This is a genomic window from Pseudomonas mendocina, from assembly GCA_037482215.1.
GTDB classification, from domain to species: domain Bacteria; phylum Pseudomonadota; class Gammaproteobacteria; order Pseudomonadales; family Pseudomonadaceae; genus Aquipseudomonas; species Aquipseudomonas mendocina_E.
Map to the genome: position 1 here is coordinate 2,059,437 of CP148074.1, position 14,426 is coordinate 2,073,862.

Annotated in this window: 13 protein-coding genes; 12 read left to right on the forward strand and 1 reads right to left on the reverse strand. The window is 53.0% G+C overall.

Annotation, left to right across the window (positions count from 1 at the left end):
• Nucleotides 1-29 precede the first annotated feature (29 nt).
• From WG219_09340 to WG219_09385, 10 genes are all read left to right on the forward strand, one after another.
• Nucleotides 30-824, forward strand: a complete 795-nt coding sequence (locus tag WG219_09340) for a DUF2157 domain-containing protein (protein ID WXL27636.1) — start codon at nt 30-32, stop codon at nt 822-824.
• A gap of 50 nt (nt 825-874) precedes the next feature.
• Complete coding sequence (locus WG219_09345; protein WXL27637.1) at nt 875-1,102, forward strand: hypothetical protein; 228 nt, start codon at nt 875-877, stop codon at nt 1,100-1,102.
• Nucleotides 1,102-1,917: a DUF4824 family protein gene (locus tag WG219_09350; GenBank protein ID WXL27638.1), complete on the forward strand. Its 816-nt coding sequence runs from the start codon at nt 1,102-1,104 to the stop codon at nt 1,915-1,917. The genes WG219_09345 and WG219_09350 overlap by 1 nt, the downstream gene beginning before the upstream one ends.
• Before the next feature lie 271 nt (nt 1,918-2,188).
• On the forward strand, nt 2,189-4,144 hold the full coding sequence (gene acs, locus WG219_09355; GenBank protein ID WXL27639.1) for an acetate--CoA ligase: 1,956 nt from the start codon (nt 2,189-2,191) through the stop codon (nt 4,142-4,144).
• Nucleotides 4,145-4,597: 453 nt separating this feature from the next.
• Entirely contained in the window at nt 4,598-5,377 is a 780-nt protein-coding gene (locus tag WG219_09360; GenBank protein ID WXL27640.1) for an ABC transporter substrate-binding protein, read from the forward strand.
• 111 nt (nt 5,378-5,488) lie between these two features.
• Nucleotides 5,489-6,178 carry an ABC transporter permease gene (locus WG219_09365; GenBank protein ID WXL27641.1) on the forward strand — a complete coding sequence of 230 codons (690 nt, stop codon included), beginning with the start codon at nt 5,489-5,491 and terminating at the stop codon, nt 6,176-6,178.
• A gap of 14 nt (nt 6,179-6,192) precedes the next feature.
• Entirely contained in the window at nt 6,193-6,891 is a 699-nt protein-coding gene (locus tag WG219_09370) for an ABC transporter permease (GenBank protein WXL27642.1), read from the forward strand.
• A gap of 67 nt (nt 6,892-6,958) precedes the next feature.
• A complete protein-coding gene (locus WG219_09375; GenBank protein WXL27643.1) occupies nt 6,959-7,723 on the forward strand; it encodes an ATP-binding cassette domain-containing protein in 765 nt (254 codons plus the stop codon).
• Between the two features lie 46 nt (nt 7,724-7,769).
• Nucleotides 7,770-8,750 carry a GlxA family transcriptional regulator gene (locus tag WG219_09380; GenBank protein ID WXL27644.1) on the forward strand — a complete coding sequence of 327 codons (981 nt, stop codon included), beginning with the start codon at nt 7,770-7,772 and terminating at the stop codon, nt 8,748-8,750.
• A gap of 31 nt (nt 8,751-8,781) precedes the next feature.
• Nucleotides 8,782-9,327: a GNAT family N-acetyltransferase gene (locus tag WG219_09385; GenBank protein WXL27645.1), complete on the forward strand. Its 546-nt coding sequence runs from the start codon at nt 8,782-8,784 to the stop codon at nt 9,325-9,327.
• Between the two features lie 3 nt (nt 9,328-9,330).
• On the opposite strand, the gene WG219_09390 is transcribed toward WG219_09385, so the two are convergent.
• Complete coding sequence (locus WG219_09390) at nt 9,331-9,966, reverse strand: LysE family translocator (GenBank protein WXL27646.1); 636 nt, start codon at nt 9,964-9,966, stop codon at nt 9,331-9,333.
• A 300-nt stretch (nt 9,967-10,266) separates the two neighbouring features.
• Here WG219_09390 and WG219_09395 point away from each other — a divergent pair, with 300 nt between their 5' ends.
• Together WG219_09395 and smc are read left to right on the forward strand one after the other, a co-directional pair.
• Nucleotides 10,267-10,923, forward strand: a complete 657-nt coding sequence (locus WG219_09395; GenBank protein WXL27647.1) for a GntR family transcriptional regulator — start codon at nt 10,267-10,269, stop codon at nt 10,921-10,923.
• A 12-nt stretch (nt 10,924-10,935) separates the two neighbouring features.
• On the forward strand, nt 10,936-14,424 hold the full coding sequence (gene smc / locus WG219_09400; GenBank protein WXL27648.1) for a chromosome segregation protein SMC: 3,489 nt from the start codon (nt 10,936-10,938) through the stop codon (nt 14,422-14,424).
• Nucleotides 14,425-14,426 lie beyond the last annotated feature (2 nt).

The following is a 14,426-nucleotide window of genomic DNA, read 5'->3' on the forward strand; positions in this document are numbered from 1 at the left end:
ACCGCAACCCAGCCGCTACAAGGAAAGATATGGCGAGTGTAAATAAGACCGAAGCGCAGCAGCGTGCTGATGATATCGGTATTTTTAATCGTGAGCTTGGGCGCCTCGAAGGGGCCGGTGTCCTGCATCTTTCGGATGAGCAGCGGGGCAATTTGCATCGTTATCAGGAACAACTGCTCAAGGGCTATCTTGAGGCATTTGACATAGATCGAGACCAGCAGACACGCCAGTTGTCTCTAGGTATGCGTGTGGCATCGTTGCTAGGTGCTTTGGCATTGGCCGCCAGTCTGTTCTTTCTCTTCAACCAGTTTTGGGGTGATTTATCCACGATAAGTCAGGTCGTTATTCTGATCGGCAGCAGTGTATTGACCTGCTGCTTGACTTACGTGCTGCGTCGCTTCGACAGTTCGGGCTATTTCTGCAAGCTTTCCGCGGTGGTCGCGTTCACCAGCCTGGTGCTGAATGTCGTTTTGATGGGGGATATTTTCAATGTCGAGCCCTCTGCCAGAGCTTTTCTGCCTTGGGCGGCATATGGGCTGTTGCTTGCCTATAGCTGCAACTCGCGATTGTTGTTGATTTTAGGGTTGGTTTGCGGAGGTGTATTCGTGGCCTCCTGGCTAGGGAGTCTTGCGGGTGCTCCGTGGGATTCGTTTATCGAGCACCCTGAGAGCTTTTTGTTGTCAGGGATAGTGATTTTTTTCCTGCCCCTGCTGTTCAATCAACGTAAATACGATGGCTTTGCAGCAGTTTACCGAGTGATAGGTCTGTTAGGTCTTTTCATCCCGATTTTGTGTCTTTCATATTGGGGAGGGGGAGTTATCTGAACTACGTCCCTTTCATTGTCGAGAGCGGATATCAGTTAGTTGGATTTTGCTTGGCTGTGACCGTTATCTGCCTCGGGATACAGCGTGGCTGGGCGGATGTGCTTAACGTTGGCATAGGTTTTTTTGTGCTGCTCTTGTTCATGAAAATGGTGGACTGGTTCTGGGATTTTCTACCGAATTACCTCTTCTTCCTCCTAGTTGGGATGGTTGCGGTTATTGTCTTACTGGTCTTGCGCCGCCTGCGTAATCGCAGTGGCTATGCATACGGTCGTTCGTGATGAAACTAGGTTCTCAGTTGTTTCTAGGCATAGGGCTTATTACAGCTGTAAACGTTGCAATTCTGTCTGGGGTCTATCTGAATCGGCAGATGCCCGCTGACAGTGTTGTAGAGCTTTCTGAGCGGGAGCTGGCTGTCGCCTTTGGTCGTGGTAGTTACGATTTCCATACCGGGGCCCAGTTGGGGCTTAGATATCGTTGGCCCACAGTGGATGGCGCTGAGCAAGGGATAAGGGCAGATCAACTGCGCAGGTTAGGATTCGATGTGAGTCCGGAGCCTGCTAGCTGCAATAGTCTTCTGCTGCCCAGGTTTTCTGAGCGCAAAGCATTACTGGTGTTGGAGTTAAATGGCGATTCTTACCGGGCTGAAGTCGAGCGAGGGCGTCAGGCTCAGGTCGTAGCGCGGCAGCGTTTAAAGGCTAAGCCTGGAAGCAAGATGCTCGCACGGGCGATTGAAACAGCTGACAAGGATCTTGAGTATCAAACCATGCATGCCAGTCGCCTGATGGTGGTTGACTCAGGTTTAGACCCGATCGAGTTGAGGGCGCTTTATCCCGATCGAACGAAGTATGTGCTACTGCCTGTGAAACTACGGCCTGGAATTCGTGCGGCAGCAGGGGCGTCCGGTTTCTGTGTTCCTTATGCGAGTGCGACGCAGTTGAATGGGGCGATTCATCTCCCTGTAGGTTTTCGAGCCGAACTGGTACGAAATCAAACGGAGGGTAGTCGAGCTGATGTTAAGCCTTTCATTGCAAAAATAGCGTTCGGTAAGCGTCTTGAACCTTGGATATTGAGCATGAATCGCGTGATGCGCTGAGGTCGACTACGACCTTGGTTGTATGGCGGCTTTTTGCCCATTCGGCAAGACTTAAACCACTCACGTTCTGCGTGATCTGTGAGCGAACATATGTCAATTCCTCCCCTGGAATGACACCTTAATGGCGACCTTTTGGTCGCCATTTTTTTTGCCTGACAATGAGGCTAGGACTATCGTCGCAAGGTGATAAGACCATGGTCGAATGCCCGTTTATGAGGGTCTGGCGCCACAATTACCGGTAGAACAACAACTACCCACCGAGGTAATTTAGATGAGTGCTGCGTCCTTGTATCCCGTGCGCCCTGAGGTGGCTGCTGCGTCGCTGACTGATGAGGCGACTTACAAAGCCATGTATCAGCAGTCGGTAATCAATCCCGATGGTTTCTGGCGTGAGCAGGCCAAGCGGATCGACTGGATTAAGCCTTTCACCAAGGTCAAACAGACGTCATTTGACGATCACCATGTGGATATCAAATGGTTTGCTGACGGTACGTTGAACGTCTCATACAACTGCCTTGACCGCCATCTGGAAGAGCGCGGCGATCAGGTCGCAATTATCTGGGAAGGGGACGATCCTTCCGAGCATCAGGAAATCACTTACCGCCAGTTGCATGAGCAAGTGTGTAAGTTTGCCAACGCACTGCGTGGCCAAGATGTGCATCGCGGTGACGTTGTCACCATCTACATGCCGATGATCCCACAAGCCGTAGTTGCCATGTTGGCATGCGCGCGCATTGGTGCGATTCACTCGGTGGTGTTTGGTGGTTTCTCACCTGAGGCGCTGGCGGGTCGGATCATTGACTGCAAATCCAAGGTCGTCATTACTGCGGATGAAGGTGTACGTGGCGGCAAGAAAACCCCGCTCAAGGCCAACGTCGACGATGCACTGACTAACCCGGAAACCAATAGCATCCAGAAAGTGATTGTTTGCAAGCGCACTGGCGGCAACATCAAGTGGAACCAGCATCGCGATATCTGGTTTGAGGACTTGATGGCTGTTGCTTCTAGCCACTGTGCTCCGAAGGAGATGGGGGCTGAGGAAGCTCTGTTTATCCTCTATACCTCTGGCTCGACCGGTAAGCCGAAAGGTGTACAGCACACCACTGGCGGCTACCTTGTGTATGCAGCCCTGACCCATGAGCGTGTATTCGATTACCGTCCTGGCGATGTTTACTGGTGCACGGCTGACGTGGGTTGGGTAACTGGCCACAGTTACATTGTTTACGGCCCGCTGGCCAACGGCGCGACCACCGTTTTGTTTGAGGGTGTGCCTAACTACCCGGATATCACTCGCGTCTCCAAAATCGTCGACAAGCACAAAGTCAATATTCTCTACACTGCGCCGACTGCAATTCGCGCCATGATGGCGGAAGGCACGGCTGCAGTTGAGGGCGCTAACGGTTCAAGCTTGCGTTTGCTGGGCTCGGTTGGAGAACCAATTAACCCTGAAGCTTGGAACTGGTACTACAAAACTGTAGGCCAGGAGCGCTGCCCGATCGTTGACACTTGGTGGCAGACAGAGACTGGCGGCATTCTTATCAGCCCGCTACCGGGTGCTACCGCCCTGAAGCCAGGCTCGGCGACCCGTCCGTTCTTCGGCGTTCAACCGGCGCTGGTTGATAATTTGGGTAACCTGCTGGATGGCGCTACTGAGGGGAATCTGGTCATCATTGATTCTTGGCCAGGCCAGGCGCGTACTTTGTACGGTGATCACGATCGCTTTGTGGATACCTACTTCAAAACGTTCAAGGGCATGTACTTCACTGGTGACGGTGCCCGTCGTGATGAAGATGGTTATTACTGGATTACGGGACGCGTGGATGACGTGCTTAACGTCTCCGGCCACCGTATGGGCACTGCCGAAATCGAAAGCGCCATGGTTGCCCACCCGAAAGTGGCAGAGGCAGCCGTTGTGGGTGTGCCGCACGACATCAAAGGGCAGGGCATTTATGTCTATGTCACCCTTAATGGTGGCGAGCAGACCTCCGAGCAGTTGCGCCTGGAGCTGAAAAACTGGGTGCGCCGTGAAATTGGTCCGATCGCGACGCCGGACGTTATCCAGTGGGCGCCGGGCCTCCCAAAAACCCGTTCAGGCAAGATCATGCGCCGTATCCTGCGCAAGATTGCAACTGCTGAGTACGACAGCCTTGGGGATATCTCCACGCTAGCTGATCCAAGTGTAGTCCAGCACCTGATTGATACACATCGTGAGATGAGCGTAGCCTGATCGGCTTGCTTGATTAAATGAGGCGCCCCATACAGCCATAAGCTGTGTGGGGCGCTTACGTTTGTGCGCTACGTTGCGGCATTAGGAAACACGTGTGTAACTATAAAGGGCGGAAAACGGTCTTCAGATACTGAGTTGGTCCCTACGGCCGCAGGAAATTAAGGGATTGCAAGATTGGCGTGTTATTTGCTCGTCTATCAGGTTAATCTATTTTTTCCCTCAAGCATCTTCGGCATTCTGTGTCAATATGCTCCTGCAGGGGCTATGAGGCTTTTGTAATTAGTTGTCGCATTCGAGAAATGTCGGCTTTGCAGTCGTCGATAGAATGCCGCTCACTCGTCTAAAGCCCCTTGCCTTCGCGCAATCAGGCTGGCGCCCACTATAATTCATGCTTGGTTAATGGCATCCGCCCCAGTCTATGAGGGTGGGCGAACCCCATTTAAGGAGTTACTAATGAAGAAGATTGCACTGCTCGGCGCATTGGCGCTGTCTATGCTGTCTCCGCTGGTTATCGCGGATGAGGCCAAGCCTCTGCGTATTGGGATTGAGGCTGCCTATCCACCGTTTGCCTTCAAAACTCCGGATGGAAAAATTAGTGGTTTTGATTACGACATCGGCGTTGCGCTGTGTGAAGAGATGAAGGTTGAGTGTAAATGGATCGAGCAAGAGTTTGATGGCCTGATCCCAGCACTCAAAGTGCGCAAATTTGATGCGGTGCTGTCTTCCATGTCTATTACTGAAGACCGTAAGCGCTCAGTTGATTTCACCGGCAAGTACTACGCTACCCCGGCTAAGCTGGCCATGAAGGAGGGGGCAGTGCTGAATGATGTGAAAACCGACCTTAAGGGCAAAAAGATCGGTGTTCAGCGCTCTTCTGTATATGACCGGTATGCCTCTGATGTCTTTGCTAAGGACGGTGCAGAGATCGTGCGTTATACCTCGCAGAATGAAATCTTCCTGGATCTGAATGCGGGGCGACTAGATGCTACGCTGGCTGACTCGGTGAATATTGCAGATGGCTTCCTCAAGACCGATGCAGGTAAGGGCTTTGCTTTTGTTGGCCCAGATTTCACTGATGTGAAGTACTTCGGTGAGGGGCAGGGCATCGCTGTGCGTAAAGGTGACAAGGCCCTGGCGGAGAAAATCAGTGCCGCCATCTTGGCTATTCGTGCCAATGGCAAATACAAAGAAGTACAAGATAAGTACTTCTCCTTCGACGTATACGGCAACTGACACGTCCAGTTCTCTGATGGCATAGAAAGTGGCGTAAACCGAAATTTCAGGTTTGCGCCACTTTTTTCATTCTGCTCGGGCACCTCAGTGCCTGTATGAGGTAAGCGGTGCATGCTTAATGGCTATGGCTCGACCATTCTTGAAGGTGCCTGGGTCACTCTAGCTTTGGCGTTGACATCCATGGCGGTGGCAATTGTGCTGGGGTTGGTTGGGGCTGCCTGTCGGCTCTCACCGGTAAAGTGGCTCTCATTTTTGGGGGAGACCTACTCGACGGTGATCCGTGGTATTCCTGACTTGGTACTGATCTTGCTGATCTTTTATGGCGGGCAGGACATGGTCAATCGAATTGCACCGATGCTAGGCCATGAGGATTACATTGATATTAATCCGTTTATCGCGGGTGTCTTCACCATGGGCTTTATCTTTGGGGCCTACTTGTCGGAGACATTTCGTGGTGCCTTCATGGCAATCCCCAGAGGGCAGGCTGAAGCAGGCCTGGCTTACGGTTTGAGCAGCCGCCAGGTTTTTTTCCGCATTCTTGTGCCGCAGATGATCCGTTTCGCTATCCCCGGTTTTACTAATAACTGGCTGGTTCTGGCTAAGGCTACGGCGCTAATTTCGGTGGTGGGGTTACAGGACATGATGTTTAAGGCTAAGAGCGCCGCTGATGCGACGCGTGAGCCGTTTACCTTTTATCTTGCTGTTGCTGCGTTGTATTTGGTGATTACCAGTGTCTCGCTGCTGGCACTGCGTTACCTGGAAAAGCGCTATTCGGTCGGCATTAGATCCGCTGAATTGTAAGAGGGGGCGCAGCAATGATATTTGATGTGAATGTGATCTGGGAAAACCTGCCGCTTTATTTTGAGGGGTTGTTGGTCACCCTTAAGATTCTTTCTATTTCTCTGGCTGTAGGTTTGGCGGTTGCGGTTCCGCTTGGTCTGATGCGTATTTCTCGCTCGGCGTGGGTCAACTTTCCGGCCTGGTTGTATACCTATGTAATTCGTGGCACGCCAATGTTGGTGCAACTGTTCCTGATCTATTACGGTCTGGCTCAGTTCGACTTGGTACGGGAAAGCAGCCTGTGGCCTTATTTCTCCAGTGCGACCTTTTGCGCGTGTTTGGCATTTGCCATCAACACCAGTGCCTATACCGCCGAGATTCTGGCTGGGAGCCTGAAGGCGACGCCCTATGGTGAAATTGAAGCGGCCAAGGCGATGGGGATGTCCCGTGGCAAGCTTTACCGGCGCATTTTGCTCCCGTCTGCCTTGCGCCGGGCTCTGCCACAATACAGTAATGAGGTGATCATGATGCTGCATGGCACTAGCCTTGCCTCAATCGTGACATTGGTCGATATCACCGGTGCTGCGCGTACCGTGAGTTCACAGTACTACTTGCCATTTGAGGCGTTCATTACCGCAGGGCTGTTCTATCTACTGCTGACGCTTATTCTGGTGCGACTGTTCAAACTGGCAGAGCGCCGCTGGTTGGCCTATCTGGCGCCGCGTAAGTCATGAGCGTGTTGTGAGTGAAGAATTTTGCCCGGGTCGTGCGGTCTACGACTGATTCAATAGAGTGAAACCCATGTACAAACTTGAAGTACAGGATCTGCATAAACGCTATGGCGACCATGAGGTGTTGAAGGGCGTGTCGCTGGCGGCTAAAGCGGGTGATGTCATCAGTATTATCGGCTCCAGTGGTTCAGGTAAGAGTACCTTTCTGCGCTGTATCAATTTGCTTGAACAGCCACACAGCGGGCGGATTCTGCTCAATAACGAAGAGCTAAAGCTGCGGCCGGGCAAAGATGGAGCTTTGCGCGCGGCAGATGATAAGCAGTTGCAGCGCATGCGTTCGCGCTTGTCCATGGTCTTCCAGCATTTCAATCTCTGGTCCCACATGAATGTGCTGGAGAACGTGATAGAAGCTCCTGTGCATGTGTTGGGCATCAGCAAGCGTGAGGCGTTGGAAAAGGCTGAGCATTACTTGAACCAAGTTGGAGTGGCTCATCGCAAGCATGCTTATCCGGCTCATATGAGTGGTGGCGAGCAGCAGCGCGTGGCCATTGCCCGTGCGTTGGCGATGGAGCCTGAGGTCATGCTGTTTGATGAGCCGACGTCCGCACTTGACCCTGAGTTGGTTGGGGATGTGCTGAAGGTTATGCAGGTTTTGGCGCAGGAAGGGCGTACCATGGTGGTGGTTACTCACGAAATGGGTTTTGCTCGTGAAGTCTCCAATCAGCTGATATTTCTACATAAAGGCCTAGTTGAGGAGACAGGTTGTCCGCGAGAGGTCCTGGCCAGTCCTAAATCTGAACGCTTACAGCAGTTTCTTTCCGGCAGTTTGAAGTAGTCGGAAACTGAGCTTTAAGGATCGAAGCAATGCCTAGACTGTCAGCATGAACGTCCATCGAGTTGGTTTCCTGATCTGGCCGGGAACCCGGCCGCTCACTTTGGCGCTGGCAGAGGAGGCGCTCCAGGTCGCTCATCGGGTGCACCCTGAAGTTGTCTACGAGCTGCAGTTCTTGCAAGCCGAGCCACCTGAGTCTGGAGCCTGGCAGCTGCCGGGGGAGGCTTGGCATGGTAAGTTGGAAAGCCTTGATCGACTGTTCCTGTTAGCAGACGAACCTCCTGCAACGTTGTCCGCTGCGCTTAGCTCAGCATTAAAGTTATTGGTCCGCTCTGGGTGCGTCCTTGCTGGCGTTGCGGCTGGTGTGTATCCGCTGGCTCAAATGGGACTGCTGGACGGGTATCGGGCAGCCGTACATTGGCGCTGGCAGGATGATTTCAGCGAGCGATTCCCCAAGGTGATTGCGACTAACCACCTGTTCGACTGGGATCGTGACCGCCTAACTGCGTGTGGCGGTCTAGCTGTGTTGGATCTGCTGTTAGCCATTCTGGCGCGCGATTATGGTGCGGAGCTAGCTGGCGCTGTTTCTGAAGAGTTAGTAGTCGAACGCATTCGGGAGGGTGGGGAGCGCCAGCGCATACCCCTTCAGAACCGGTTGGGCTCAAGCCATCCTAAGCTTACCCAGGCCGTGTTACTGATGGAGGCCAATATTGAAGAGCCACTGACTACTGACGAAATTGCTCAGCATGTCTGCGTGTCACGACGTCAGTTGGAACGTATTTTCAAGCAATATCTCAATCGTGTTCCGAGCCAGTATTATCTCGAGCTTCGCCTAAATAAGGCTCGACAGTTGCTGATGCAAACCAGCAAGTCGATTATTCAGATTGGTTTGTCTTGTGGCTTCTCTTCTGGACCGCACTTTTCCAGTGCTTATCGTAATTTTTTTGGCGCAACCCCGCGGGAAGATCGTAATCACCGTCGCAGTAGCAGCCCCTTTGAGTTGAATACTTCCTTGTCCGAAAAGGGGTAGGAACATCAACTCTCGTTCATCCGGAGGCATTATGCACCTGGAAACTTCACGATTGATTTTACGGCTATGGCGCAAGTCTGACCTTGATGGATTTGCTGAGTTGAACGCAGATTCTCAGGTGATGCGTCATTTTCCTGCATGCCTGACGCGTCAGCAGAGCGATGCGCTGGCGGAGCGCTGCCAGGGATATATCGAGTCCCAAGGCTGGGGCTTTTGGGCAATTGAAGAGAAAGCGTCTGGCCAGTTTGTAGGATTTACGGGGCTCCATCATCAGCCTGAAAAATTTTCATTTTCACCCTGTACGGAAATAGGCTGGCGGCTGCATCGGCGATTTTGGGGGCGTGGTTATGCCACTGAGGCAGCGATAGTTTGTCTGGATTATGCGTTTGATGATCTAGGTCTGCTTGAAGTGGTGGCGTTTACAGCTCATTCCAATCATCGTTCAGAAGCAGTAATGCGGCGTCTGGGAATGAGTTTTAAGCAGACGTTTTTGCACCCAGATGTGGACCCTGAAAGCTCGCTCTCAACGCATTTGCTGTATGGGATTGAGCAGGGGCAGTACAGGCGCGCCGTGTAACGCTTAGTTGTTGTGGCTGCTCATGAGTGAGAGTGCACCGGCACTTCCAAACAGGGCGGCGCTGATACGGTTAAACCATCGCTGCCCGTTTCCAGAGCGTAAATATCGGCTCATCCACTGCGCACCCAAGCCATAGAAGAGTTTGCAGGCCAGATCGAGCGAAGCCCATGTGCCGATCATGACGGCGAGTTGCGTGTAGATAGGGCTATTAGCAGTGATAAATTGCGGCAGAAATGCGGCAAAGAACAGGATGTCTTTGGGGTTGCTGGCACCCAGTGCAAATGCCTTACCAAACAGAGTGCTTGGACGTGGGGGAGGAGGGGCTCCGGTGCTTGAGGTAGGTTGGTTTGGGGCCCTTGATGCCTGCCAGCTCTGCCAGGCCAAATAGAACAGGTAAAGCGCGCCTATCAACTTCAGACAGTTGAATAGTTGTTCAGACGCCAGTAGTAGCGCGCCAAGCCCAAGCGCGGAGGCGCTAAGCAGGCATAGGGACGCTGCAACTCCGCCGAGGAAGGCGGGTGCCGAGTTTTTCAGTCCGTAGTTCAGGCTGTTGCTGACCATTAACAGTGTCAGTGGTCCGGGTATCAGAATGACGACCAGTGCTGCGCTGCTGAATAAAAGCCAAGTCTGTATGTCCATTTTTTGTCCGTGATTGTGCCGGTATTGGTAGCAGCTATCTCTTGTAAATTCGCCGGCATCGATACGTTCAAACTACCGGAATAAAGGTGTTTTCTTAGAGCCTAACACCTAGGCTTAAGCACGTGTAAAAGGTCAGCCGAAGGCTCTAGCACATGGCTTTTGGCCTTTAAGCACTGTGTGTTACACTGAGATTCTGCATTACCAAGCTTTCGCCAAGGATTGCGGTGGCTTATCCAGGTTGTATGCCCCCTCTCGTTTACCTCTTTTTAATCAGGCGCCATAAGCCTGAGGAATACCCGTATGTTTAAGGCACCGGACAGTCTCGCCGAGCAAATTGCAAGTCACATCACAGAACGTATCATCTATGGAGAATTGAAGCCTAAGGAAAGGATTCAAGAGCAAAAAGTTACGCAGGCTCTTGATGTAAGTCGTGGATCGGTTCGTGAAGCATTGCTTATTCTCGAGCGACGCCATCTGGTAGTGATTTTGCCGCGACGTGGGGCTCATGTTGCGGAGTTGAGCGCTGAGAACGTAAAGAGCCTGTATGCATTGGTGGTTGAGCTGTACATCTTGCTAGGATGTGCAGTTGCTGAAAACTGGAAGACCGAGTCAGATCTGAAGCCCTTTTTTGAACACAAGGCCCGCCTGATTGCGTCACTTGAGCAAAAGGACATAAAGGGTTTTATCAATGGCAGCTTCCAAGTGCTGCGCGAAACATATCCTTTTGCTCGTAATCCTTATTTGCAGCAAACTGTAGAAGATCTGGTGCCAGCCATCACTCGGACATATCATCTGTCGCTGGAAAAACGTAAGGGGGAGATGGGCAAGTTTTTTGCTACATTCGAATCCTTGCTACAGGCACTGGTCAACCGGGATAAGCAAGCAATCCGCCAGTTGCTCCTGAGTTATGCTGAAGATAATTGCCAGTTGGTTTTGGCAGCCCTGGAGGACTCCTAAGGAAGGCGGTACATGCGGCTCAAGTGCATTAAGCTGGCCGGTTTCAAATCTTTTGTTGACCCAACCACGGTAACCTTCCCCAGTAATATGGCGGCGGTTGTCGGGCCCAATGGTTGCGGCAAGTCGAACATTATCGATGCCGTTCGTTGGGTGATGGGCGAAAGTTCGGCGAAGAACTTGCGCGGCGAGTCGATGACCGATGTCATCTTCAACGGTTCCAATACCCGCAAACCCGTTACACAAGCCTCGATTGAACTGGTATTCGATAACTCGGATGCCACGCTCACGGGGGAATATGCGGGTTACAACGAAATCTCAATTCGCCGCCGGGTCACCCGTGATGGCCAAAACACTTATTTCCTTAATGGCACCAAGTGCCGTCGTCGGGATATTACCGACATCTTCCTGGGTACCGGCCTAGGGCCTCGCAGCTATTCGATCATTGAGCAGGGGATGATCTCTAAGCTGATTGAGGCCAAGCCTGAGGATTTGCGTAACTTCATCGAAGAAGCTGCAGGTATCTCTAAATACAAAGAACGTCGCCGTGAGACTGAGAGCCGTATCCGTCGCACTCAAGAAAACTTGGCTCGTCTGACCGACCTGCGCGAAGAGCTTGAGCGTCAACTGGAGCGTCTGCACCGGCAGGCTCAAGCTGCTGAGAAATATCAGGAATACAAAGCTGAGGAGCGTCAGCTCAAAGCACAACTGACGGCTTTGCGCTGGCAAGCCTTGAACGAGCTTGTTGGCCAGCGTGAAGCGGTTATTGGGAACCAGGAAGTTAGTTTCGAGGCGCTCGTGGCCGAGCAGCGCAGTGCTGACTCCAGCATTGAGCGCTTACGTGATGGCCATCATGAGCTGAGCGAGCGTTTTAATCTGATTCAGGGGCGTTTTTATTCGGTCGGGGCAGATATTGCCCGTATTGAGCAGAGCATCCAGCACGGCCAGCAGCGCCTGCGTCAGTTGCAAGACGATCTGCGCGAGGCTGAGCGTGCTCGCCAGGAAACGGAATCCCACCTTGGTCATGATACGACCTTACAAGCCACGCTTGCTGAAGAGCTGGCCATGCTTGAGCCTGAGCTTGAGCTCAGCAGCGCTGCGGCTGAAGAGTCAGCGGCTGCACTGGAAGAGTCCGAAGGTGCGATGCAGGGCTGGCAGGAGCAATGGGACAGCTTCAACCTGCGCAGCGCTGAACCGCGTCGTCAGGCTGAGGTGCAGCAGTCCCGCATCGCTCAGCTTGAGCAAAGTCTGGAGCGCTTGAGTGAGCGCCAGCGCCGTCTTACCGATGAGTTGCAACAACTGGCTGCTGACCCTGAGGATGCGGCCATTATTGAGTTGGGCGAACAGATTACAGCGGGGGAAATCACCCTCGAAGAGCTACAACTCGAAGAGCAACAGTTCGCCGAGCGTATTGAGCAAATTCGCACCGATATTCAGAGCAGCAGCCAAGCTCAACAACAGGCTCAGGGTGAGTTGCAGCGGCTCAGCGGTCGGCTGTCCTCTTTGGAGGCGTTACAGCAGGCGGCGCTTGATCCGGGTAAGGGGGCTGGTCAGTGGTTAAAAGATCAGAACCTGGCGGATCGGCCTAGGCTTGCTAAAGGGTTGCGTGTTGAGGCTGGCTGGGAGCTGGCTGTTGAAACAGTGTTGGGGGCCGATCTACAGGCGGTTCTGCTTGAAGACTTCGGCGGATTGAATTTCTCGGCCTTCACTCATGGCGAACTGCGATTGGCGGGCTTAGCCAAGGGCGGCACGCGGGTTGCCGGTAGCTTGCTGGACAAGGTCGAGTCGGCACTTGATCTGGCGCCCTGGCTGGGCAGTGTGAAGCCTGTGGAGAGTCTCGATGCGGCGCTACAAGCTCGTGCGAGCCTGCTGGATGGTGAAAGCCTGATTAGCCGTGATGGTTATTGGGTGGGGCGTCATTTTCTACGAGTTCGCAGGGCCAGTGAAGCAGAGAGTGGCCTGTTAGCTCGCGGGCAGGAAATTGAGCAGTTAACGCTTGAGAGAGAGGAGCGAGAGGCTGCATTAGCTGTACTGGATGAGCGCATGCAAGCGTTGCGTGACGAACTGCGTCAGGTTGAGGAGCGTCGTGAGCACGTTAGGCGTCAGGTGCAGGATCAGGCTCGTAGCTTGGCGGATTACAAGGCTCAATTATCGGCCGGGCAGGCAAAGATGGAGCAGCTACAGCTGCGCCGTACTCGCCTGGATCACGAGTTGCAAGAGTTGGCTGAACAGCGAGCACTAGAAACCGAGCAGCTGGGTGAGTCCCGGCTGGTTTTGCAGGACGCTCTCGACTCCATGGCAGCAGACAACGAACTGCGTGAGACTCTGCTAGTTAGTCGTGACAAGATTCGTGAAGGTCTTGACCGTCTCCGTCAGGAGGCTCGCCAGCATAAAGATCATGCGCATCAACTGGCCGTGCGTTTGGGCTCATTGCGGGCCCAGCATGATTCTACAGCACAGGCGCTGGAGCGCCTGAAACTACAAGCGCAACGCCTGCATGAGCGCCGTGAGCAGCTCAGTCTTAATCTTGAAGAGGGTGAGGCGCCGCTTGAAGAGCTGCGCCTAAAGTTGGAAGAACAGCTTGAAAGGCGCATGGCCGTCGATGACGAACTGCGTTTGGCACGGGTTGCGATGGAAGATGCTGACCGTGAGTTGCGCGACGCTGAAAAACGCCGTACTCAAGCCGAGCAGCAAGCGCAAATGTTACGTACCCAGCTTGAGCAGCAACGCATGGAGTGGCAGTCACTGACTGTGCGTCGTAAAACCCTGCAAGAGCAGCTACAAGAAGATAACTATGACCTGCATGGTGTGCTTAGCACGCTTCCGGCTGAGGCCAGTGAGTCCGGCTGGGAGGAGGAGCTTGAGCGCCTTGCAGCGCGTATCCAGCGCCTGGGGCCGATTAACCTGGCGGCTATTGATGAATATCAGCAGCAGTCAGAGCGAAAGCGCTATTTAGATGCGCAGAATGCTGATCTTGATGAGGCATTGGAAACGCTTGAGAACGTTATCCGTAAAATCGACAAGGAGACCCGTAATCGTTTCAAGGAAACCTTTGATCAGATTAACGCGGGCTTGCAGGCCTTATTCCCTAAAGTCTTTGGTGGAGGGAATGCCTACCTTGAGTTGACCGGAGAGGACCTGTTGGACACGGGCGTAACCATCATGGCGCGCCCTCCAGGCAAGAAAAACAGCACCATTCACCTGTTGTCAGGTGGCGAAAAGGCTTTGACCGCGTTGGCATTGGTATTCGCCATCTTCAAGCTGAATCCTGCACCGTTCTGTATGCTGGATGAGGTTGATGCACCACTCGATGACGCCAACGTCGGGCGCTACGCCAAGTTGGTCAAAGAAATGTCTGAAAGTGTTCAGTTCATTTATATCACCCACAATAAAATCGCCATGGAAATGGCTGATCAGTTGATGGGCGTTACCATGCATGAGCCCGGTTGCTCACGCCTTGTTGCTGTGGATGTCGAGGAGGCATTGGCACTGGTTGAGTCTTAATG